A 21080-nucleotide genomic window follows, 5' to 3' on the forward strand; every position below is an offset into this window, starting at 1 on the left:
CGGCAACGCGGAATTGCCGAACCGCAGGTGACGCAGGGGAAAGTGGCGGACAATATCTGTTGTCCGCGGACAATGAGGTGGGGGAGTTGAAGGTGGGCAGGCCAGGGCGTCCCCAGGGCAGGGCAAAAGGGCAGACCGCGGAGGCCAATGAACTGGCCTCCCTGTTATGCGAGCTGACCCGGGGCTTCACGGTCAGGGAACTGGCCGAGCGGTACCCGGCGGGCAAGACAAGCTGGAGCGACTACCGGTCCGGGGCGAAGACCGTTCCGCTGCATGTGCTGAAGCGGCTGGTGGCCGATCTGGTACGGGATTCCCGTGGCCGGGCGGTGTTGTGGGAGCGCGCCCGGACGCTGCATGCCAACGCCCTTGCCGCGGCCGGGACTTTACCCGGCAATTGCCGTCCGCCCGCCGCTCCGCCGGCCTCCCCAGACGAATCCACGGCGGCTCCGTTGCGTTTCACCGTGCTCGGCCCGCTCCGTGCCTGGCGGGGAGAGGAACCGATATCCCTGGGCTCACCCCAGCAGTGCGCCCTGCTGGCCGCCCTGCTGCTGCGCGGCCAACGCGGCGCCACCGCGGCCGAATTGATCGACGACCTCTGGGGCGAGCGGCCACCCCAGGCCGCGCTGGCCACCCTGCGTACCTATGCCTCCCGGCTGCGCAAGTCCCTGGGCGCCGGGATGATGCTGCTCAACGAGTCGGGCGGCTATGCGGTACGGCCGGCGCGGGACGGCCGGGAGCCGATCGACCTCGACCGGGCCGAAGGGCTGGCGGACAAGGCGGAACGCCTGCGCGGCGCCGGCGACTTCACCCGAGCCCGGCAACTCATCGGCGAGGCCCTGTGTTTGTGGTACGGCGAGCCCCTGGCCGGGCTGCCCGGACCCTATGCGGAGGCCCAGCGGGTCCGGCTGGCGGAACGGCGGCTGGGTCTGCTGGAAATGCGGCTGGACCTTGACCTGGCCTTGGGGCGCCATGTCGAAGCCATCGCCGAACTCACCGTGCTGATCGCCGCCCATCCGCTGCGCGAGCAGTTCCGCACGCTGCTGATGCTGGCCCTCTATCGAAGCGGCCGGCAGGCGGAGGCGCTTGCGGTGTTCGCCGACGCGCGGCGGCTGTTCGCCACGGAACTCGGGGTGGATCCGGGCCCCGAATTGACCGGGATGCACCAGCGCATTCTGCTGGCGGATCCCGAACTCGCCGCCACCGGTGACTGCGCTCCCTCCGTCGCCCCGCACCGGGTGCGCCCCGCCCAACTTCCCGCCGATGCCGCCCATTTCACCGGACGGGCGGCGGCGCTCGCTTTGTTACGGGCCGGGCTGAGCGGCGCGGACGGGGGCGCCACCACGGTTTCCGCCATCTCCGGGTCCGGCGGCGTCGGTAAGACCACACTGGCCGTCCATGCCGCGCAGGAGGCGCGGGAGCGATATCCCGATGGGCAGTTGTATATCGATCTGCGGGGTGCCGGACCCGGTCATCTGGCGCCGCACGCGGTACTTGGCTCGTTTCTGCGTGCCCTGGGTGTGGCGGATTCCATGGTTCCGGAGAGCACCGAGGAACGGGCCGCGCTCTACCGGTCCCTGCTGTCCGAACGCCGGGTGCTGGTGCTGCTGGACAACGCCCGGGATGCCGCCCAGGTCCGTCCGCTGCTGCCCGGTACGCGCAGCTGCGCGGCCCTGATCACCAGCCGGACGCGGCTGATCGACCTGGAGAACGTCCAGTTGGTCGATCTGGCGGTGATGAGCCCCGCGGAGGCGCTGCTGCTGTTCACCGGCATCGTCGGCGAGCGGCGGGCCGGCGCGGAGCCCGGGGCGGCGCTGGAGGTGGCCGCCGCCTGCGGCTACCTCCCGCTGGCCCTGCGCATCGCCGCGTCCCGCCTGGTCTCCCGGCCCAACTGGAGCATCGCCTTCCTGGCGCACCGGCTGGCCGACGAGCGCCGGCGGCTGGCCGAACTGCACGCCGGCAGCCTGGCGGTGGAGGCGTCCTTCGACCTGAGCTACGCCCATCTGGAGCCGCCGCAGGCCCGGGCGTTCCGGCTGCTGGGCCTGCCGGAGGGCCCCGACATCTCGCTGACGGCGGCGGCCGCGCTGCTGGACCTGGACGGCGAGGCGGCGGAGGTCCTGCTGGAGTCCCTGGTGGATGTCTCCCTCCTGGAGTCGGTCGCCCCCGGCCGGTACCGGTTCCATGACCTGGTGCGGCTGTATGCGCGGGCGCGGGCGGAGAGGGAGGAGGGTGATGGGGGGCGGGAGGCCGCGTTGTGCCGGTTGCTGGATTTCTATCTGGCTACGGCGGCGGGGGTTTATACGGCGGAGCGGCCCGGCGATACGCTGGCCGGTCATCTGGAGCCGACGGGACGGGCCGGTCTGTCCTTCGCCGACAACCGTGCCGCCGTTGACTGGCTGTTCAGGGAGGCGTCCTGTTTGCTGGCGTGTGTCCGGCAGCAGGCGGTGGGGGTCGGTTTGCGGAGGGCGGCTGATCTTCTCTTCGCAGCCAAGGACCTCTCCGAGTCCGGAAAGAGCCATCAGCTTTATGGCGAAGTCGCCGAATCGGTGCTGGCGGCGGCACAGGCGTCCCACGACATCCGGGCGGAGGGACGGGTGCGGACCCAGCTGGCGTACAACTACTGCTTGTCCGGCAAGTTCGACCTGGCCGATGAGCATGCCCGTCAGGCCGCAGGGCTGGGGGAGGCCGCGCTTGACCCCGTCACCAGCTCCCATGCACCGAATGTCCGCGGGATTATCGCGATCTATGTGAAGGACTGGGAGAAGGCCGAAGGGTGCTGCAACGCGGCCCTGGACGCGTTTCGAGCCGATGACAATCTGCCGGGGACGGCAAGCGCGTTGAGCAATCTTGCCCGAGTGTGCATGGAAACAGGCCGTATTAAACGGGCACTTGAGCTGGTGGGGGATGCGCTTGAGCTGTTCTGGAAGAGTGGCACGGTCTGGCGGCGGGCTAATTCTCTCTACACGCGTGGCTTGGTGTTGACCAGGGCCGACAGGTTCGATGAGGCCGTAGGGGACTTGACCGAAGCGCTGAATATCTTCCGCGCATCCCGGCAGCGGCGATGGGAGGGCTGGACACACTGGCGGATCGCCCTGGCGCATATCGGTGCCCGGCGTCCGTCGGATGCGGTACATCAGGCGGAACTGGCGCTGGGCATCGCACGCGAATTGCACGACATTTGGCGGGAGAGCGATGTCCTGACGGCTCTGGGGGATGCGCTGGCCCTGATGGGACAGGACGGTCGTGCCGCGGCGTGTTGGCGGGAGGCGGGGTTGGTTGGCGTGCGTCTTGGGCGGCCAACTGCCCCTCAGGGGCTTGAGCGGCGGTAACAGTCGTTGCCCAGAGGACGGTCCGGACCTGGACGGAGAAGCGTCGAGGTCCCGCCGGCCTTCGGGCTGGCAGGACCTCGGCTGGTCAAGCGGTTATGAACAGTGGTTGGCGTGCTCGTCGTTGGGCCGCATGATGTCGTTCACCGTCGGTGCCGTGTGCAGCGCAAGGTGGTTGGCCTTCGGCTGCTCGGCCGCCGTTGCCGATGCGGCGGCGAGCGTGGTCGTTGCTGCGGCCAGCGTGAGTGTGACGAGCGTCGTCCTCATACACATTGCGGTGGCGCGGGTCATCGGGACTCCTCTGCCTCGGGGGTTGAACGCGTTCCTGGAGAACGCGGTCCGGCGGTCAACGAGTACGGAGAACTCGTGCCGGACGTTTACGGCCGTGCTGGACGACCAAGACTTGGATTCCCGAGTCGGACAGATGCTCAGCCGAAAGGCCGACATCGACGGCTCCCCCTCCGTGTCGTCGATGCCGGCCTTGTGGCTGGCGGGCCACAAACCCCTCCTGGATTCCCCCGGTTCCCCCTGATGCTGAAGGGATTTGTACCGCCGAGCTGAGGACGCCGTATCGCTTAGACCGGCTCGGAGCCCGAGTGCTCGTCCTGCGTGGTGATCGGGTTACTGGCCCCGAGGTCGCCCTGCGGCGGCAGCGAGGAGGCCACAAGGCCGGTGGTGCCACCGGAGTGTTCGTCCTTCGGCGTCACGATCGGCTTGATGTTGCGCTCATCGTTCATGGTTCTCAACTCCATTGGTTCAGTGCGAGTCGAATGCTACGGCGGGGACCGCAGGGCCCACCCGGCGACTCCCCCGAAGATCGCCGGATGGGCCTGTCAGGGCTGGTGTTCCCCTGTAGTGAGACGGTGCTCCTCACCTGACCCGCCTGCCCCCCGACGCGACGGATCGACGTACTCAACAATGGCGGATGCCGATAAACGATCGATGAACGTATGCATGACGCCGTGGATTTGAGCGCGGGCGACTGGTTCGGGCTCAGACGGTTGCTGTTTCCAGCAGTCCGCGGACCTCGTCCGCTTCTTTGGAGTACCCGAGTTGCTCGAAGACGGACAGACCCTCGGACCAGCACGCCCTTGCACGGCCTCGCTGCCCCAACGCCTCCAGGCAGCGGCCCAGCACGGTCAGAACGCTACCGCGCCGCCAGTCACCGTCGATGCCGCGCATCTGGGCCAGGGCATGCTCCGAGTAGGCCGCTCCCTGGCCGTGGTCACCCGCTGACAGATAGAGCCCCGCCATGCGGTGCAGAGTCCAGGCTTCCCACATGCGCTGGCGATTGGCGCGGAAGATGGGCAGGGCCTCGGTGAACTGACCCAGTGCTTCCTCGTACCGCTTGGCACTGGTGAGCGCCAGCCCGTGCGCGTACAGCGCGTTGGCCAGTCGCCAGGAGACGTTGAGCTCCCGGTAGATGGCAACACTTTCCTCGGCCAGCCGGACTGCAGAGTCGGCCCGTCCGGTATCGCCGTGCACATGCGAGAGGTTGCTGAGCGCACTGGCTTCGCCGGGACGGTTGCCGTCCTTCCGGAACCAGTCGAGAGCCTGGCTGATGAACGCTTCCGCGTCGTCGTAACGGTGCCGGTAAATGGCCGTTATGCCGCGAATGTTGGAGGCGTAGCAGCAGGGGATGGCGTCCTGGCACTGCTGCCCGAGTCGCACTGCCTCCATGGCATGTGCGTCCGCCTCGTCGAAGGAGCCGGCGAGGTTGTACACATGGGCCAGCACGGTGTGTGCGCGCCCTTCCGCGCGAGCATCCCCGGCCGCTTGGGTGGCGGCCAGCAAGGCCGTCGCCGCTTGCCTGTACAGGCGTGAGTAGGCACCCGATTCGGTGAGGTCCTTGGCCGCTCGCAGGAGATCCACCGCTCGGCGCAGGGCATCACCGGTCGCGTTCGCATGCTGTTGTACGCATGCCAGCAGACACCCCGCCTCCGCATACAGCCAGTCCGCCGCCTTCGCGCGGTCCGTGAAGACCAGACCGGGGTGGGAGGTCGGCGTCAGGTGCTTGAGCAACTGTTCGCCCGGGCGCTCCAGGACGTACACACCGGCTGCTGTGGCCAGATAGAAATCCAGCAGCCGCGACATCGCCCCCTCCCGCTCCGCCAGCGGCTGCTCATCCCGTTCCGCGCAGGCGCGGGCGTACAGCCGCAGCAGGTCGTGGTAGCGGTAGCGGCCGGGGGCGGCGGACTCCAGGAGGGAGGCGTCCACCAGGGACTCCAGGAGTTCCTCGGTGTCCTCGGGGCCCAGGTCGAGTACGGCGGCCGCGGCGGGCAGCGAGATGTCGGGGCCGTCGGGCAGGCCGAGCAGGCGGAAGGCGCGGGCCTGGGCGGGCTCCAGCTGGCCGTAGCCGAGTTCGAAGGATGCCTTGACGGCGAGGTCGCCGGCCCGGAGCTCGTCCAGGCGGCGGCGTTCGTCGCCGAGCTTGCGGGCCAGCACCGAGACGGTCCAGGTGCGGCGGGCGGCCAGCCGGGAGGCGGCGATGCGGATGGCCAGCGGCAGGAAGCCGCAGGCGGCGACGACGTCCATGGCGGCGTCCCGCTCGGCGCCCACCCGCTCGTCGCCGACGATGCGGGTGAAGAAGGCGAGCGCCTCGTCGGGGCTCATCACATCCAGGTCGACCAGGTGGGCACCGGCCAGGTCGACCATCCTGGTGCGGCTGGTGACCAGGGCGGCACAGCCCTCGTTGCCGGGCAGCAGCGGGCGCACCTGGGCGGCGTCGCGGGCGTTGTCCAGCAGGGTGAGTACCCGGCGGCCGTCCAGGGTGGAGCGGTAGAGGGCGGCGCGTTCCTCCAGGCCCTCGGGTATGGCCGAGTCGGGGACGCCCAGGGCGCGCAGGAAGGCGCCCAGGACGGCCTCCGGCTCGGCGACCACCGGGCCGGTGCCCTGGAGGTCGATATAGAGCTGGCCGTCCGGGAAGTGCTCGCGGGCGGCATGGGCGACATGGACGGCCAGCGTGGTCTTGCCGACGCCGCCGATGCCGGCCACGGCCGAGACGGCCATGATCCGGCCCTCGGCGGTGGCCAGCTGGTGGCTGAGCTCGTCCACAAAGGCGGAGCGGCCGGTGAAGTCGGAGACGGTGGCCGGGAGCTGGGCGGGCCGGACGAAGGAGAGGCCGGCGGACGGACGGTCGGCGGCCGGGTGGAGGTGGAGGTCCGCGTCGCCGCGCAGGATCCGCTGCTGGAGCTCGGACAGCTCCGGGCAGGGGTCGACGCCCAGCTCGTCGGCCAGCAGCCGCCGGGTGTCGGTGTAGACGGCCAGCGCCTCGGCCTGCCGCCCGCCCCGGTAGAGCGCCAGCATCAGCAGTTCGCGCAGCCGCTCGCGCAGCGGGTGGGCGGCGGTCAGGGCGGTCAGTTCGGAGACCGCCTCGGCGTGGCTGCCGACCTCCAGGTCCAGGTCGAGGCGGGTTTCCAGCAGGGTCAGCCGCCACTCCTCCAGGCGGGCGCGCTGGGTGTCGGCGAACGGGCCGGTGACGCCGGCCAGCGGTTCGCCGTCCCAGACGGCCAGGGCCTGGGTCATCAGGTCCCGGGCCTGGACGCGCTGCCCGGCGGCGCGGGCCTTGTCCGCCTCGGCGGCCAGCCGTTCCACGGTCTCGGTGTCCAGGCAGTCCACGCCCACCCGGATCGCATAGCCGCCCGCCTCGCTCACCAGGATGTCCGCGTCCGGGCCCAGGGCCTTGCGCAGCCGGGAGGCGTAGGTGCGCAGGGCGGCCAGCGCGGCGTGCGGCGGCTCCTCGCCCCAGAGGGCGTCCACCAGCTCCGGGGCGGTGGCGGTGCGCCCGCCGCGCAGCAGCAGGGCGGCCAGCAGGGCGCGCTGCTGGGGTGAGCCGGTGTTGAGCGGTTCGTCACCGCGCCAGGCGCGGACGGGCCCGAGCACGGTGAACCGCAGCCGCTGCCCTGTGTCTCCGGCCATGGTGACGACCCCCTGCTTCTCCTGCTCGGTGGCACCGGCCAGTCTGCCTTGTACCGGGCCCGCGCGTCAGCACCGGTCCGGCCCTCTCCGCAGGGCCTCCCAAGGGCATCCACGCGCTATTACTGACGGTCCGTCAGTTCGGCGCTACGGTGTCCGTCATGCGCAGCTTCCCCAAGATAATCTCGGTGGACGACCACACGGTCGAGCCCCCCGACGTCTGGCGGGACCGTTTACCGGCGCGATTTCGCGATGCCGGGCCCCGGGTGGTGCGGGCGCCGGTGAAGGAAATGACCTTTGTGGGCGGCAGGTTCGCGCCGGAGATGGGCGCCCCCGGGAGTGAGGGTCCGCTGGCGGATTGGTGGATCTATGAGGATTTGCACCGTCCGCTCACTCGGCTGGATACCGCCGTCGGATTCTCCAGGGATGAGGTCCGGCTGGAGGGGATCACCTATGACCGGATGCGGCCGGGATCCTTCCGGGTTCCGGACCGGCTGGCCGATATGGATCTCAACCATGTGCAGTCCGCGCTCTGTTTCCCGACTTTTCCCCGCTTCTGCGGACAGACCTTTACCGAAGCCACGGACCGCGAACTGGCCCTGCTCTGTGTGCGCGCCTACAACGACTGGATGGTCGAGGAGTGGTGCGGCACGGCGGGCGGCCGGCTGATTCCGCTGACGCTGATCCCGCTGTGGGACCCGGAGCTGGCGGCCCAGGAGGTAAGACGCAATGCGGAACGGGGAGTTCCGGCGGTCTGCTTCTCCGAGATCCCGCCGCATCTGGGGCTGCCCTCGGTGCACACCGACCACTGGGACCCCTTCCTGCGCGCCTGTGACGAGACCGGAACCGTGCTGGCCATGCATATCGGCTCGTCCTCCCGGATGCCCTCCACCTCCGAGGACGCACCGCCCGCCGTCGGTTCCGCCATCACCTTCGCCAACTGCTGCTTCTCGCTGGCCGACTGGCTGATGTCGGGCGCCTTCGACCGCTTCCCCGGACTGCGGATCATGTACGCCGAGGGGCAGATCGGCTGGATCCCCTATCTGCTGGAGCGGGCGGACACCGTCTGGGCGGAGAACCGGGGCTGGGGCGGAGTGGCGGACAAGGTGCTGCGCCCGCCCTCCGAACTGTTCGCCGGGCATGTCCACGGCTGCTTCTTCGACGATGCCTTCGGGCTGCGCAGCCTGGACGCCATCGGGGCCGGCAATGTGCTCTACGAGACCGACTACCCGCACTCCGACTCCACCTGGCCCGAATCGCGGGAGGTGGCCGAGCGGCAGATGGCGCACCTGGACCCGGTCACGACCGAACGCCTGGTGCGCGGCAACGCCATTGAACTGCTGGGGCTCAGGGCGGACGGGCTGTGGGGGCCGGCCGCGAGTCCTTGACGGTGCCGAGCGCGGAGGCCTTGACGGTGCCGGGTGCAAGTCCTTGACGGTGCCGGGCGCCGGTGCCACAGTCCACTGCACCTTCTTAACCTGACTGAGCGTCAGAAAGCTGGGTGAGCCGCCATGGAATTCGGGATCTTTGTGCAGGGCTATGTGCCGGCCGGCCGCTCCGCGGCCGATCCCCAGGCCGAGCACCATGCGCTGATGGAGGAGGCCCGGTATGTGATCCAGGCCGACAGATCGGGGTTCAAATACGCCTGGGCCACCGAGCACCACTTCCTGGACGAGTACTCCCACCTCTCGGCGAACGATGTCTTCCTCGGCTACCTCGCCCACGCCACCGAGCGGATCCACCTGGGCTCGGGCATCTTCAACCCGCTGCCCCAGGTCAACCACCCGGCCAAGGTCGCCGAGAAGGCGGCCATGCTCGACCATCTGACCGGCGGCCGCTTTGAGTTCGGCACCGGACGGGGCGCGGGCAGCCATGAGATCCTCGCCTTCCTGCCCGGCGTCACGGATATGAACCTGACCCGGGAGATCTGGGAGGAGACCATCGCCGAGTTCCCCCGGATGTGGCTGTCGGAGGAGTACCCGGGCTTCACCGGCAAGCACTGGTCGCTGCCCGCCCGCAAGGTGCTGCCCAAGCCGTACGGGTCCGCGCACCCCGCCATGTGGTACGCGGCCGGCTCGCCCGCCTCGTACGCCATGGCCGCCCGCAAGGGGCTCGGCGTGCTGGGCTTCAGCGTGCAGAAGGTCTCCGACATGGAGTGGGTGGTCGAGTCCTACAAGTCGGCGATCAGGGACGCCCAGCCGGTCGGGGCCTTTGTCAACGACAACGTGATGGTGACCACCACCGCCATCTGCGCCGAGACCTCCCGCAAGGCCCGGCAGGTGGCGGCCGCCGGACAGTTGCACTACCTGCAGTCGCTGCTCTTCCGCTATCACGACACCTTCCCGCGCCCGGAGGGGATACCGTGCTGGCCGGAGCTGCTGCCCGAGTACACCGAGGAGCTCATCGATCTGCTGGTGGCCGAGGAACTGCTGGTCTGCGGTGATCCCGACGAGGTGCTGGCCCAGTGCAAGCGCTGGGAGCAGGCGGGGGCGGACCAGTTGGTGTTCGGGCTGCCGGTGGGCATCCCGTACGAGGACACCATGAACACGATCCGGCTGATCGGGGAGCGGGTGATTCCGGAGCTGGATACGGATCCGGTGCATCGGACTTCTCGCATGCGGGCGGCTGCCGCCGGCTAGGGCACGCGGTCGCCGGGTTGTGTTGTGGCTGCGGGTTGTCGGTGGCTGGTCGCGCCCACGCGGCGGAGCCGCATGACGTAGCTGCCTCGCGCCCCTTACGGGGCGCCCTCGCCACGAGAGGACGGACCGATGCTGGACCATCTCATTCGCCGCGCCACCGTCGTCGATGGCACCGGATCGTCCCCGTACACCGCCGATGTCGGCATCCGGGACGGCCGGATAGCGAGTATCGACACCGGCACCGTCAAGGCCGGACGGATCGGTGAGCGGGCCCGCAGCGAGGAGGACGCCCATGGCCTGGTCCTGGCCCCCGGTTTCATCGACCCGCACACCCACTACGACGCCCAGCTCTTCTGGGATCCGTACGCCACGCCCTCCATGGCCCATGGCGTCACCACCGTCCTCGGCGGCAACTGCGGTTTCTCGCTGGCCCCGTTGCGGGCCGCCGACGCCGACTACACCCGGCGGATGATGAGCAAGGTGGAGGGCATGTCCCTGGCCGCGCTGGAACAGGGCGCACCCTGGGACTGGTCCTCCTTTGGCGACTATCTGGCGGCGCTGGACGGCCGGACCGCCGTCAACGCCGGCTTTATGGCCGGACACTGCGCACTGCGCCGCCACGCCATGGGCCCGGCCGCGCTCGGTGGCATTCCCGATGACGAGCAACTCCGTGCCATGGAAACCCGGTTGCACGAGGCGCTGGAGGCCGGCGCCTGGGGTCTGTCCACCACCCGCTCCACCACCCACACCGACGGGGACGGCAACCCGGTGGCCTCCCGGCACGCCCGCCCCGAGGAGCTGCTGGCCCTGTGCCGGGTGGTGGGCGAACACCCCGGCACCCAGCTGGAGGCCATCGTCCCCGGCTGTCTGGGCCGCTTCACCGATGAGGAGACCCGGCTGCTCACCGCGATGTCCACGGCCGCCGGGCGCCCGGTCAACTGGAATGTGCTGACCATTGACGCCGCCCGGCCGGAGGCGGTGGCCCACCAGCTCGCCACCGGTGAACGGGCCCGGGCGGACGGCGGCCGGGTGGTCGCGCTGACCATGCCGATCCTCACCCCCATGAATATGTCGCTGGGCAGCTTCTGTGCCCTCAACCTCATTCCGGGCTGGGGGGAAATCCTCGCCCTGCCCGTTCCCCGGCGCATCGACCGCCTGCGCCAACCAGCCGTGCAACAGGAGCTGTTACGCCGGGCACGCAGTGAAGAGGCGGGTGTCTTCCGCCGGTTGGCCGACTTCGCGCGCTATGTCATCGGCGACACCTACGCCAAGGAGAACGACGGCCTGACCGGCCGGGTGGTCGCCGATATCGCCGCCGAGCGCGGCCTGGACCCCTTCGACTGTCTGGTGGAGATCTGCGCCGCCGATGAACTGCGCACCGTGCTCTGGCCGATGCCCACCGACAACGACCCCGCCAGCTGGGAGCTGCGCCGCCGCACCTGGCACCACCCGGACGTCCTGCTGGGCGGCTCCGACGCCGGGGCCCATCTGGACCGGATGTGCGGGGCGCCGTATCCCACCCGCTTCCTGGGCGACTGTCTGCGCGGGCGGCGGCTGGTGCCGCTGGAGCAGGCGGTAAGGATGCTCACCGACGACCCGGCGCGGCTGTTCGGCCTGCGGGAGCGGGGCCGGATCGCCAAGGGCTGGTGGGCCGACCTGGTCCTGTTCGACCCGCTGCGGATCGACGCCGGCGCCGCCACCCTGGTGCACGATCTGCCCGGCGCCGCCGCCCGGCTGGACTCCCGGGCGGTGGGGGTGGTCAGTGTGCGGGTCAACGGGGTGGAGACAGTGCGCCACGATGTGCTGACCGGGGCGGTGCCGGGGGTGGTGCTGCGCTCGGGGCGGGACACCGAGACGGTGTCCACCGGCGCGGGCGGTCAGGACGCGTCGCCGACCAGCGCCCAGGCCCAGTTCTGAGTGTCCGCGTACTCCCGCATGGACACGATCTTGCCGTCGCGGACGGTGAAGACGGCGCCGTTCTTCTGGTCGTAGGGCCGTCCGGTCGCCTTGCCGGTGGCCCAGGAGTGCCACTCGGCGAAGACCTGCTCGCCCTCGCCGAAGAGGTTGGTGAGCTTGATGCCGACCTCCTTCTCCGGGTCCAGGTGGGCCCAGGCGGTGGCCAGGAATCCGTCGATCACCTGGTCCCGGCCCTGCCAGGTGCCGGAGATCGGGAGCTTGCCGGGGTACCAGACGCTGCCGTCCTCGGCCCAGGAGTCCCGGACCACATCCTGCTCGCCGGCTATCAGGGCGTCGAAGTAGCGCTGGACGACGGCCTTGGCGTCGGTGGTGTTCATGGTGTTCTCCGTTCTGTTTCGCTCCGGCCCGTTTCCATTCCGGTCCGTTTCCTCGGTTGATCACAGTCAAGCGCAGGGTGCGGGGTGGACCAAGGCGTGTTCCGCGCATGCAGAGTTCACGATTCGCGATCAGTGCGGGAAATTTTTGAACCGGGACATATGGGGCGGAGCTGCGATTTTCGCACTGCCAATCGGGCTGTGTCGCCGATGAGTTCAAGGCTTGGCCCCAGGAACGCAATCCACCGCCTGCGAAAACAGCAGCACCTAACGTTCCCGTCATGGCTGAGTCAACGGGCGCGCCGGGCAAGGGACTACGGAACAACTCCGTCGGTCTGCTGGGCAGCGCGGTCATCGGCATTTCCACCGTCGCCCCGGTCTACTGCCTGACCTCCACCCTCGGCCCGACCGCCGGACAGGTCGGGGTGTGGATGCCCGCCGTGTTCCTGGCCGGGTTCCTCCCCATGCTGCTGGTCGCCTTCGCCTACCGGGAGTTGAACCAGGCGATGCCCGACTGCGGCACCTCCTTCACCTGGAGCGTACGGGCCTTTGGGCCGCGCACCGGCTGGATGTGCGGCTGGGGGCTGGTGATCGCGACCATCATCGTGCTGTCCAATCTCGCCGGGGTCGCCACCTCCTTCTGCTACCTGCTGCTGAGCCACCTGCTGAACAGTGACTCCATCGCGGCACTGGGCCAGGACCGGACCGTTCACGTGCTGACCTGCCTGGCCTTTATCGCGCTGGCCACGGTGGTCAGTTACCGGGGCATGACCGCCACCAAGGGGGTGCAGTACGCGCTGGTGGCCCTGCAACTCCTGGTGCTGGCCCTATTCGTGGGAATGGCCATGACCAAGTCAGGTCCAGGCTCACTCCACTTCTCCTGGAGCTGGCTCAACCCCTTTGCGGTGCCCTCCTTCGCCTCCTTCACCGCCGGGCTTTCCCTGTCCATCTTTATGTTCTGGGGCTGGGACGCCTGCCTCACCGTCAACGAGGAGACGACCGGCAGTGCGCGGACGCCGGGCCGGGCGGCGCTGCTGGCCATGGCGGTGCTGATCGGCTCCTATCTGCTGACGGCCGTGGCCGCGCAGAGGTACGCGGGCGTCGGCACCCGGGGCATGGGCCTGGGCAACCCCGACACCGCCGGCAATGTCTTCGCCGCGCTGGCGGATCCGGTACTCGGGCGGGCACTTGGCGCCCTGCTGTTCGTCGCCGTACTGGCCTCCGCCGCGGCCAGTCTGCAGACCACCTTTCTGCCGGTGGCCCGCACGGTGCTGGCGATGAGCAGCTACCAGGCGCTGCCGCCGTCCTTCGCCCGCGTCCATCCGCGCTTTGGCTCGCCGGGCCGGGCGACGGTGGCGGCCGGGGTGGCCACGGGGGCCTTCTATGCGGCGATGAGCTTCCTGAGCGAGAACGTCCTCATCGACACCATCTATGCACTGGGCTTGATGATCTGCTTCTACTACTCGATCACGGCGTTCGCCTGTGTCCGGTTCTTCCGGCACCGGCTGCGGCACTCGGTGCGTGACGCCCTGTTCAAGGGCCTGCTCCCGGCGCTGGGCGGGCTGTTGCTGGCCGCCGTCTTCGTCAAGACGCTCCATGACATGTGGAACCCCGGCTATGGGACCGGGAGTTCGGTCTTCGGCGTCGGCTCGGTTTTTGTCATCGGGGTGGGGCTGCTGGCGGCGGGTGCGGTGCTGATGGAGGTGATGCGGTGGCGCAGTCCGGGGTTCTTCCGGGGCGAGGTGCGGGTGGGGGAGGGGTCGGTGGTGGCCCGTGCCGAAGGCCCCGACGTACCCTTGCCGAGTGGCGGATGACCAGGATCCCGAGCCAAGGGTGCGGTGGGGCTATGCGGGCCCCAACTTCCTTTTCCCTGTGGGGGAGCAGGGCTATCCGCCCTGCCCGAATCTGATGAGGCGCACTGGATTGCGTCCGGGCGACCCGGGCTATGAAGGGGACGACGATGATGAGTTCGCCGACATCCCCGACTTCATGAAGTGACCCACGTCCGCCATACGCCGCAGGCGGTCACCGGGCGGCGGCCGCTGTCCGCCGGTGCGGGCATTGACGCCCACCGGCATGACGAGCACCAGATCGCCTATCCGGGGCGCGGGGTGCTGTCGGTCACCACCGGGGCGGGCACCTGGGTCGCCCCGGCCAACCGGGCCATCTGGATTCCGGCCGGCTGTGTCCATGAGCATCGCGCCTATGGCGAGACCGAGTTGCACCTGGTCGGGCTGCCGGTGTCCGCCAACCCCCTGCGCCTGCACCGGCCCGCCGTCCTCGGCGTCGGCCCCCTGCTGCGCGAACTGATCCTCGCCTACACCCGGCAGCCCGCCACGCTCACCCCCGAGCGCCTGCGCCTGCGCGCGGTCCTGCTCGACCAACTCCAGGAAGCCGCCGAGCAGCCCCTGCACATCCCGGCCGCCAAGGACCCCCGGCTTGCGGCGGTATGCGCCGCCCTGCACGCCGACCCCGCCGACAACCGCACCCTGGCCCAGCTCGGCGCCCAGGCGGGCGTCAGCGACCGCACCCTCACCCGGCTCTGCCGGGCCGAACTCGGCATGACCTTCCCCCAGTGGCGCACCCAGCTGCGCCTGCACCACGCCCTGCGGCTGCTGGCCGAGGGCGTCCCGGTCACCGCGGTCGCCCACCGCTGCGGCTGGGCGTCCAGCAGTGCCTTTATCGACGTCTTCCGGCGGGCGCTGGGGCAGACGCCGGGGGTGTATGGGGTGCGGGGCTGAGGGCTATCGCGAGTAGGGGTTGACGATGGTGTGCGGCCGCTGCGGCCGGCACGTTCTGCCGAGACCGTGGGACAGACCGCGACCCGTTGCGCCGTGAACTCGCCGGGCGCAAGGCACCGTTGATGGTAGCTGCTGCATCAGGCCGGCTGAACATCAGCCACAGCGCCGTTCCGCTCCTGCTCGTGCTGCTCGATCACGGCTTGGGCCCATGGGGCCATGACCAGCCGGGGCAGCATTGACGCGGGAAACCAGTGGACCATCACGCCCTCGGTGACGGCAAGCTTTCCGGCGTCACCCTCCCAGTGCCCGGCGAACACCGTGATCCGTCCGACGCCTTCTGGCCCATGTACGGGTACCACGGCATACGCCCGGAGGTCCGGCAGGGCGAGACCGGCCTCTTCTTTCAGCTCTCGGGCAATGGCGTCCGCTGGGCTCTCCTGGTCGCTGTCACGGCCGCCGCCCAGGAGGGACCAGGCTCCCGGATCGCAAATGCCCGGGATGTTGTCCCGCAGGTGCAGCAGGTAGTCACCCCTCCCGTTGGTGATCACTGCTGCCGTGCCCATCGGTTCCTGACTGACCACGCTCTCCTCCGCCCGGGTGGGTTGGCTGCGAACCGCTAGCATCGCGGAACGATCCGGCGGTGGAGGGAGCGTTCACCCATGCGTCACCCGCGCGTAGGCGTCGCCATCTTGACGATGGGCAACCGACCCGAAGAGCTGCGAGCCCTCCTCGACTCCGTGGCCAAGCAGGACGCCGCCCCCACCCGCGTCGTGGTCGTCGGCAACGGCTCTCCCCTGCCACCGCTGCCCGACGGCGTGACCACAGTGGAGCTGGGCGAAAACCTGGGCGTCTCCGGTGGCCGTAACGTCGCCCTGCGGGCCCTGCAAGAGTTCGGGGACGTCGATGTGGTGGTGGACCTGGACGACGACGGGCTGTTGATCAGCCCCGAGGTTTTCGGCCGGATCCAGGAGCTGTACCAGCAGGACGACCGGCTGGGTATCGTCAGCTTCCGGATCGCCGACGAGACGGGGCACACCCAGCGGCGCCACGTTCCGCGCCTGCGGGCAGGAGACCCGATGCGCAGGGGGCTGGTGACCACGTTCCTCGGCGGCGGCCACGCGCTCTCGATGCCAATGTTGGAACAAGTGGGCGGCTGGCCCGAGGAGTTCTTCTACGCGCACGAGGAGACAGACCTCGCCTGGCGGGCCCTCGACGCCGGATGGAAGATCCTCTACGAACCCGGCCTCGTCCTCCAGCACCCGCGCACCCTGCCCACCCGCCACGCGGTCTATCACCGGATGGTCGCCCGCAACCGCGTCTGGCTGGCCAAGCGCCATCTTCCCGCTGTCCTGGTCCCTGTCTACCTCGGTGTGTGGACCCTGCTCACCCTCGTCCGGAGCCGGTCTCTTGGCGGGCTCAAGGCATGGGCCGGCGGGTTCATGGAGGGCGCCAGAACGCCGTGCGGACGGCGCCGGCCGATCAGATGGGCCACTGTGTGGCACATGACCAGGCTGGGCCGCCCGCCGATCATCTAACCCGGGTTCACACCGCCCGGAGACTGGACGCCCCGGCCGGCTGCCGCATCCACTCCGGTGTGGCTTCCGGCCGCTCGTTGATCCACTTCACATAGCGGTCCACGCCGTCCTCCATGGTGACCTGCGGCTTCCATCCGAGGGCACGACGCATGCGACGTGTGTCCGCGTACCCGCCCATCGGATCCCCGGACGGCAACGGTCGCTCGACCAACGCGGCCTCCGGGTAGTGCATCAGGATGCGGTCGGCGATGCTACGGATCGTCGTCGGCCGTCCGGTGCCGATGTTCACCACCTGGCCGTCGGCACCAGGGGCGATCAGTGCGCGGATCGTGCCCTCCGCGATGTCGTCGACGTGAACGAAGTCCCGCACCTGGTAGCCGCCCCCGTTGAGTTCAAGCGGCAGGCCAAGGCTGGCGCGCATGGCCAGCCATGCGACCACCCATGAGTGAGAACCCTGCTTCACGGTCTGGGGTTCGCCGTAGACGCTGAAGTACCGCACCACGGCATACGAGACCTGGGCGGCCTCCATGGGCATGGTGATCTTCACCATTCCCCTCCGTGATCGGCTACGACGACTCCGAGCCGATCGGCTACACGTACGGGGCCACCGCCAAGCCGGACCGTGAATGGTGGCGGGAGCACCTGGATCCGGTGCCGGAGCTGACGCGGGGGACGACGACCTCGCAGCGCTTCTGGTGGATGTCAACCACCCCAAGGTGCAAACGCTTTACGAGTCATGGGGGTACCGGAAGGTCGGCGAGCGTCAGCCGTTTCCCGACTCGCCGGTGTACGCGGTCATGCTTGCCGGCCTTCCTCTTCCTGACTGAAGCTGTGCGCCGGACGGATCGAGGTTTGCGCGACGCGGTCCGCCGCGAACTCGCCCTCCCCGACGCCCCGTTAAGGATGTGGGAAAGAAACCAATACCCTCCCAACCTCCCATCTTCACCCCTTCAGGTGACGTACCTGGCAAGCGAGTTGGGAAGCGCGATAGCGTCGCCCCACCGACCCATCCCTAGACATGACGACGGCCCCCGGCCGGGAGTCACGATCCCGATCGAGGGCCTGATCATCGAGGAAGGAACCACTTCCCCATGACTGCCGAGCAGTTTAACGCTCCACCGCGCGTCCGCGCCGCCGCTTCGCCCGCCGGAGTCATGCACATCCGCCACCGGCACACCGAGAAGTTCACCGTGGTGGGCAACCACCTCGCCCAGCACGCCGACCTCTCGCTGGTCGCGATCGGGATCGCCGTGTATGTGCAGTCACTGCCCGACGGTGCGCTGATCGGGATCAAGGACCTGGCGCGCCGGTTCCGGGAGGGGGAGATCGCGATCGCTCGGGGGCTCCGGGAGCTGGAGAAGGCCGGGTATCTGGAGCGGAAGCGGGTGCGGACGGAGAGCGGGCGGATTGTGACCGTGACGCGGTGGTACGAGCGGCCGGGGCAGCCCGTTGACCTGGTGAAGCGGCGGCCGGTGCGCCTACGGGAGCGGGTCGTGGCGGAGCCGCTGCCGCCGGTGGATGAGGAAGCGGGGGCGCTGCTGGCGGGGCTGCGGCGGCTGGATCCGCGGCTGGTGCTGTCGGAGAAGGATGTGCGGAGGCTGTCGCCCCGGGTGCGGGCCTGGCTGGACCGGGAGGTGGGGGTGCGGCAGATCGTGCGGACGCTGACCGCCGACCTGCCACCGGGGCTGATCTCCTGGCCCGCACGGCTGTTGGGCTATCGGCTGGTCAACTGGCTGCCGCCCATGCTGCCGGCGGGGCTGGTGCGGGAGCCGGTGCAAGAGGTCGAGCGGCCATTGCCGTTCCGGACGTGTGATGGGTGTGAGCGGGCCTTCCGGGCGGCCGGGCCGGGGCTCTGCCGGGAATGCCGCGAGAAAGCTGTGACGAGGGTGGCCTAATCCGTCATGCGAGGCCCCGTAATGCTGACCTACGGTGAATGCGTGATAGCTAAAAGTTTCCATCCGCGTCGCCGCTTCATAGGGTGGGCGGCCGCCCTCGGTGCCGGGGCGGTCGCTGCCACCTCGCCGCTTGCCATCCGGGGGGAGGCCGGGCCGAGCGCCAACCCGCGATCGAGCCATCGGCCGGTCAATCGGGTCTACTACATCGCCGCGGAGACGGTGACCTGGGATTACGCCCCCCAGGGCCGCAACCTGGTCACAGGTAAGCCCTTTACGGCCATGGAGGAGGCGATGACCCGGCAGGGGGGCAATCTGCTGGGGTCGGTCTTTGAGAAGGCCGTCTATCGGCAGTACACGGATAAGACCTTCCGTAAGCAGGTCTGCCGCCCCAAGGGTGATGAGTACATGGGGTTGCTGGGGCCGGTGATCCGGGCCGAGGTCGGTGACACCATCCAGGTGGTGTTCCGGAACAACACCCCGTTCCCGGCCTCGATCCATCCGCATGGTGTCTTCTACACCAAGCAGAACGAGGGTGCGCCGGGCAACGACGGTTCCTATGCCACCAACCACTGGGACGACAGCGTGGGACCGGGCGATACCTATGTCTACAACTGGTCGGTTCCCGAGCGGGCGGGGCCGGGGCCGGATGACCCCTCGTCGGTGGCGTGGCTGTACCACGATCACAGCACGGACATGGGCGTACCCGGTATGCACGCCGGGATGGTCGGCCCGATTGTGATCAGCCGCAGGGGCGCGGCACGTGCCGATGGCTCCCCGGTGGGCGTGGACCGTGAAGTGTTCGCGCTGTTCAATGAGTTCGACGAGGGGCAGAGTTCCTATCGGCGGCGCAATGTCGAACGCTTCGGGGACGAGGACCTGGACATGTCCTCGGAGGAATTCCGGTCCGGGCTGCGGAAGCCGTCCGTCAACGGCTTTATGTTCGCCAACGGCCCGGAGGAGACGACCGATAGGCATCCGGCGCTGACCATCCGGCAGGGGCAGCTGACCCGCTGGTATTCGCTCACCCTGGGCGACCGGGACGCGCACAGCCCGCACTGGCATGGCAATACCGTCAATGTGCGCGGCCATCGGGTGGATGTGGTGAGCGTGCTTCCGGCGACGGTGGTGACCGCCGATATGCGCCCGGACGATCCGGGGGTCTGGCTCTTCCACTGCCATGTGGACCGGCACATGATGAATGGGATGATCACGCGGTATGAGGTGGTGTGACCAGGGCCGTCAAGTCCGGCCCAGGAATACCGGGTTGGTCAGTGCCGCCATGGGGCCCGGCAGGCCGGGTGTGGTGGCGGGGTGCCGTACCTCGGTGCGTACATAGGACGCGTACGCGGGTGTGGTGCGCCATTCGACCTTGCCGTCGGCCGGGACGGGGGCAGTGAACAGGGTGCCCTGGTCGGTGATGAAGGAGGCGGTGCAGCCGGCGGCGCCGGACACCGTCAGCCGGGCGGTCACCGGGGAGTCGGGGGCGGCGGGCAGCCGGCCGCCGATGTCGGCGTGGGCGCCATGGGCGTCGGTCAGCTGGAAGGAGAGGCTGATGGCGGCGGACTCGGCCAGATAACTGCGGCCGGTGCGCAATGCGTTGAGCAGGGCGGGGCGGGAGAGGTCGTCGGCCAGGACGACGGTCTGGGGGAGACCGACCACCTGGGGCTCGCGGTGGGCATCGCTGTTGCCCATGGCGGGCAGCCAACGGGCGCCACTGACCAGGGTGTTGTCCCAGGCGGCGATGGCGATCTCGTCATCGGGGGTGAAGGGGCCGTTCCAGACCTCCACCGCGTCCGCGCCCTCGAAGCCGAACTTCCAGTTGCAGCCGATGCAGGTGGCGTGCGGATGGGCGGGGACCACCAGCCCGCCCGCCCGGTGGATGGCCCGGGTGAAACGGGCGAAGGAGTGCTCGCGGGCGCGGTAGCGCCAGTCGATGAAGACGCCGGGGTCGGTGGCCAGGGCCAGGACATGACCGTTGCGGGTGGTGATCTCCTCGCCGGTGAGGATCAGCAGTTCGCCATCGGGACCAGAACCCCATAGGCCCTGCCAGGCGCCGTGCGAGGAGGTGGTGTTGTGCTCGGTGGTGACGATCCAGTCGAGGCCGGCGGCCCGGGCGGCCGCGGCGATCTCGGCGGGGGTGCGCTTGCCGTCGGAGTAGACGCTGTGCAGATGGCTGTCCCCGCGGTACCAGGCGCGGCCCCGGCCGCGGGCCCGCTGCGGCGGGTAGACCGGGTGCGGGGTGTGGCCGGCGGGGCCGTGCCGGAGGGTGATGGTGACCTGGTAGGCCAGGCCCTGCGGGGCGACGGTGTAGGGGCCCAGGACGATATGCCAGCGGCCGGGGCGCACCGGGCCGGCCAGATAGCCGGGGGTGGCCTGTTCCGCGCTGATGCTGAACTCCGAGCGGGCACCGCCGGACCAGCCGCGGAAGCCGGCGCCGCCCAGTCCGGTGCCGCGCTCGTCGAAGATACCGATGTCACAGGCGTTGCCCTGGGTGCCGGCGGGCACCTCGGGTCTGTCATAGGAGTAGGCGACGGCGATCTCCCTTACGCCGGACGGGACTTCGACCGGGAGGTAGACATAGTCGGGGGCGCCGGCGGGCAGCCGGCCGCTGACCGTCCGGGTCCGGGTGTCCTGCGGAGCGGAGTCCTCGGGCCCGGCGAAGGTGACCGGAGCCAGGGTCAGTGCGTTCGCCGCCCCGCCGGCGGCCGTCAGTTTCAGGACATCGCGCCGGTTCATGGTGC

The 21080-nt window shown here is 69.6% G+C and carries 17 protein-coding genes and 1 pseudogene; 11 read left to right on the forward strand and 7 right to left on the reverse strand.

All coding sequences use genetic code 11. The features are described from left to right. The first annotated feature begins 59 nt into the window (after positions 1–59). Positions 60–3326, forward strand: a complete 3267-nt coding sequence (locus ACIHFE_RS12605; RefSeq protein WP_400105837.1) for a BTAD domain-containing putative transcriptional regulator — start codon at positions 60–62, stop codon at positions 3324–3326. Positions 3327–3419: 93 nt separating this feature from the next. On the opposite strand, the gene ACIHFE_RS12610 is transcribed toward ACIHFE_RS12605, so the two are convergent. From ACIHFE_RS12610 to ACIHFE_RS12620, 3 genes are all read right to left on the reverse strand, one after another. After that, positions 3420–3614 (reverse strand): hypothetical protein, encoded by a 195-nt coding sequence (locus tag ACIHFE_RS12610; protein WP_400105838.1) that lies wholly within the window; start codon positions 3612–3614, stop codon positions 3420–3422. 284 nt (positions 3615–3898) lie between these two features. Continuing rightward, entirely contained in the window at positions 3899–4060 is a 162-nt protein-coding gene (locus tag ACIHFE_RS12615) for a hypothetical protein (protein WP_400105839.1), read from the reverse strand. Positions 4061–4316: 256 nt separating this feature from the next. Then, entirely contained in the window at positions 4317–7241 is a 2925-nt protein-coding gene (locus ACIHFE_RS12620; protein WP_400105840.1) for a BTAD domain-containing putative transcriptional regulator, read from the reverse strand. 158 nt (positions 7242–7399) lie between these two features. Here ACIHFE_RS12620 and ACIHFE_RS12625 point away from each other — a divergent pair, with 158 nt between their 5' ends. From ACIHFE_RS12625 to ACIHFE_RS12635, 3 genes are all read left to right on the forward strand, one after another. Further along, positions 7400–8626 (forward strand): amidohydrolase family protein, encoded by a 1227-nt coding sequence (locus ACIHFE_RS12625; protein ID WP_400105841.1) that lies wholly within the window; start codon positions 7400–7402, stop codon positions 8624–8626. Positions 8627–8749: 123 nt separating this feature from the next. Then, on the forward strand, positions 8750–9877 hold the full coding sequence (locus ACIHFE_RS12630; protein WP_400105842.1) for an LLM class flavin-dependent oxidoreductase: 1128 nt from the start codon (positions 8750–8752) through the stop codon (positions 9875–9877). A gap of 129 nt (positions 9878–10006) precedes the next feature. Then, positions 10007–11794, forward strand: a complete 1788-nt coding sequence (locus ACIHFE_RS12635) for an amidohydrolase family protein (protein WP_400105843.1) — start codon at positions 10007–10009, stop codon at positions 11792–11794. Here ACIHFE_RS12635 and ACIHFE_RS12640 read toward each other — a convergent pair. Further along, positions 11755–12171, reverse strand: coding sequence for a nuclear transport factor 2 family protein (locus ACIHFE_RS12640; protein WP_400105844.1), 417 nt, complete (start codon positions 12169–12171; stop codon positions 11755–11757). The two genes, ACIHFE_RS12635 and ACIHFE_RS12640, sit on opposite strands and share 40 nt — an antisense overlap. Positions 12172–12449: 278 nt before the next feature. Here ACIHFE_RS12640 and ACIHFE_RS12645 point away from each other — a divergent pair, with 278 nt between their 5' ends. The 3 genes from ACIHFE_RS12645 to ACIHFE_RS12655 are packed head-to-tail and all read left to right on the forward strand — an operon-like array spanning position 12450 to position 14909. Then, positions 12450–13982: an APC family permease gene (locus ACIHFE_RS12645; RefSeq protein ID WP_400105845.1), complete on the forward strand. Its 1533-nt coding sequence runs from the start codon at positions 12450–12452 to the stop codon at positions 13980–13982. Then, entirely contained in the window at positions 13972–14166 is a 195-nt protein-coding gene (locus ACIHFE_RS12650; protein WP_400105846.1) for a hypothetical protein, read from the forward strand. Before ACIHFE_RS12645 ends, ACIHFE_RS12650 begins: the two co-directional genes overlap by 11 nt. Beyond that, positions 14163–14909, forward strand: a complete 747-nt coding sequence (locus ACIHFE_RS12655; RefSeq protein ID WP_400105847.1) for an AraC family transcriptional regulator — start codon at positions 14163–14165, stop codon at positions 14907–14909. The genes ACIHFE_RS12650 and ACIHFE_RS12655 overlap by 4 nt, the downstream gene beginning before the upstream one ends. Positions 14910–15046: 137 nt before the next feature. Here ACIHFE_RS12655 and ACIHFE_RS12660 read toward each other — a convergent pair whose 3' ends face one another. Beyond that, a complete protein-coding gene (locus ACIHFE_RS12660) occupies positions 15047–15532 on the reverse strand; it encodes an NUDIX domain-containing protein (RefSeq protein ID WP_400105848.1) in 486 nt (161 codons plus the stop codon). 36 nt (positions 15533–15568) lie between these two features. Here ACIHFE_RS12660 and ACIHFE_RS12665 point away from each other — a divergent pair, with 36 nt between their 5' ends. Then, positions 15569–16444, forward strand: coding sequence for a glycosyltransferase family 2 protein (locus tag ACIHFE_RS12665; RefSeq protein WP_400105849.1), 876 nt, complete (start codon positions 15569–15571; stop codon positions 16442–16444). Positions 16445–16451: 7 nt separating this feature from the next. On the opposite strand, the gene ACIHFE_RS12670 is transcribed toward ACIHFE_RS12665, so the two are convergent. Then, complete coding sequence (locus ACIHFE_RS12670; RefSeq protein ID WP_400105850.1) at positions 16452–16973, reverse strand: NAD-dependent epimerase/dehydratase family protein; 522 nt, start codon at positions 16971–16973, stop codon at positions 16452–16454. A gap of 20 nt (positions 16974–16993) precedes the next feature. Between ACIHFE_RS12670 and ACIHFE_RS12675 the strand changes: the two are divergent. The 3 genes and pseudogenes from ACIHFE_RS12675 to ACIHFE_RS12685 form a co-directional block, all read left to right on the forward strand. Continuing rightward, a pseudogene (locus ACIHFE_RS12675) lies at positions 16994–17271 on the forward strand (GNAT family N-acetyltransferase); the annotation flags it as partial. Positions 17272–17535: 264 nt separating this feature from the next. Continuing rightward, positions 17536–18339, forward strand: coding sequence for a helix-turn-helix domain-containing protein (locus tag ACIHFE_RS12680; protein ID WP_400105851.1), 804 nt, complete (start codon positions 17536–17538; stop codon positions 18337–18339). 42 nt (positions 18340–18381) lie between these two features. Continuing rightward, positions 18382–19569: a multicopper oxidase domain-containing protein gene (locus tag ACIHFE_RS12685; RefSeq protein ID WP_400105852.1), complete on the forward strand. Its 1188-nt coding sequence runs from the start codon at positions 18382–18384 to the stop codon at positions 19567–19569. A 9-nt stretch (positions 19570–19578) separates the two neighbouring features. On the opposite strand, the gene ACIHFE_RS12690 is transcribed toward ACIHFE_RS12685, so the two are convergent. Beyond that, the gene (locus tag ACIHFE_RS12690; RefSeq protein WP_400105853.1) at positions 19579–21075 is read right to left on the reverse strand and encodes a CehA/McbA family metallohydrolase; all 1497 of its coding nucleotides are present in this window, start codon (positions 21073–21075) and stop codon (positions 19579–19581) included. Positions 21076–21080 lie beyond the last annotated feature (5 nt).

The sequence above is a fragment of the Streptomyces sp. NPDC052396 genome, assembly GCF_044593195.1.
Classification (GTDB): domain Bacteria; phylum Actinomycetota; class Actinomycetes; order Streptomycetales; family Streptomycetaceae; genus Streptomyces.

Coding starts and splice junctions, on each gene's coding strand:
- ACIHFE_RS12610 (WP_400105838.1), bottom strand. CDS start 3,614: ATGACCCGCGCCACCGCAATGTGTATGAGGACGACGCTCGTCACACTC.
- ACIHFE_RS12615 (WP_400105839.1), bottom strand. CDS start 4,060: ATGAACGATGAGCGCAACATCAAGCCGATCGTGACGCCGAAGGACGAA.
- ACIHFE_RS12620 (WP_400105840.1), bottom strand. CDS start 7,241: ATGGCCGGAGACACAGGGCAGCGGCTGCGGTTCACCGTGCTCGGGCCC.
- ACIHFE_RS12625 (WP_400105841.1), top strand. CDS start 7,400: ATGCGCAGCTTCCCCAAGATAATCTCGGTGGACGACCACACGGTCGAG.
- ACIHFE_RS12630 (WP_400105842.1), top strand. CDS start 8,750: ATGGAATTCGGGATCTTTGTGCAGGGCTATGTGCCGGCCGGCCGCTCC.
- ACIHFE_RS12635 (WP_400105843.1), top strand. CDS start 10,007: ATGCTGGACCATCTCATTCGCCGCGCCACCGTCGTCGATGGCACCGGA.
- ACIHFE_RS12640 (WP_400105844.1), bottom strand. CDS start 12,171: ATGAACACCACCGACGCCAAGGCCGTCGTCCAGCGCTACTTCGACGCC.
- ACIHFE_RS12645 (WP_400105845.1), top strand. CDS start 12,450: ATGGCTGAGTCAACGGGCGCGCCGGGCAAGGGACTACGGAACAACTCC.
- ACIHFE_RS12660 (WP_400105848.1), bottom strand. CDS start 15,532: ATGCTAGCGGTTCGCAGCCAACCCACCCGGGCGGAGGAGAGCGTGGTC.
- ACIHFE_RS12665 (WP_400105849.1), top strand. CDS start 15,569: ATGCGTCACCCGCGCGTAGGCGTCGCCATCTTGACGATGGGCAACCGA.
- ACIHFE_RS12670 (WP_400105850.1), bottom strand. CDS start 16,973: ATGGAGGCCGCCCAGGTCTCGTATGCCGTGGTGCGGTACTTCAGCGTC.
- ACIHFE_RS12680 (WP_400105851.1), top strand. CDS start 17,536: ATGACTGCCGAGCAGTTTAACGCTCCACCGCGCGTCCGCGCCGCCGCT.
- ACIHFE_RS12690 (WP_400105853.1), bottom strand. CDS start 21,075: ATGAACCGGCGCGATGTCCTGAAACTGACGGCCGCCGGCGGGGCGGCG.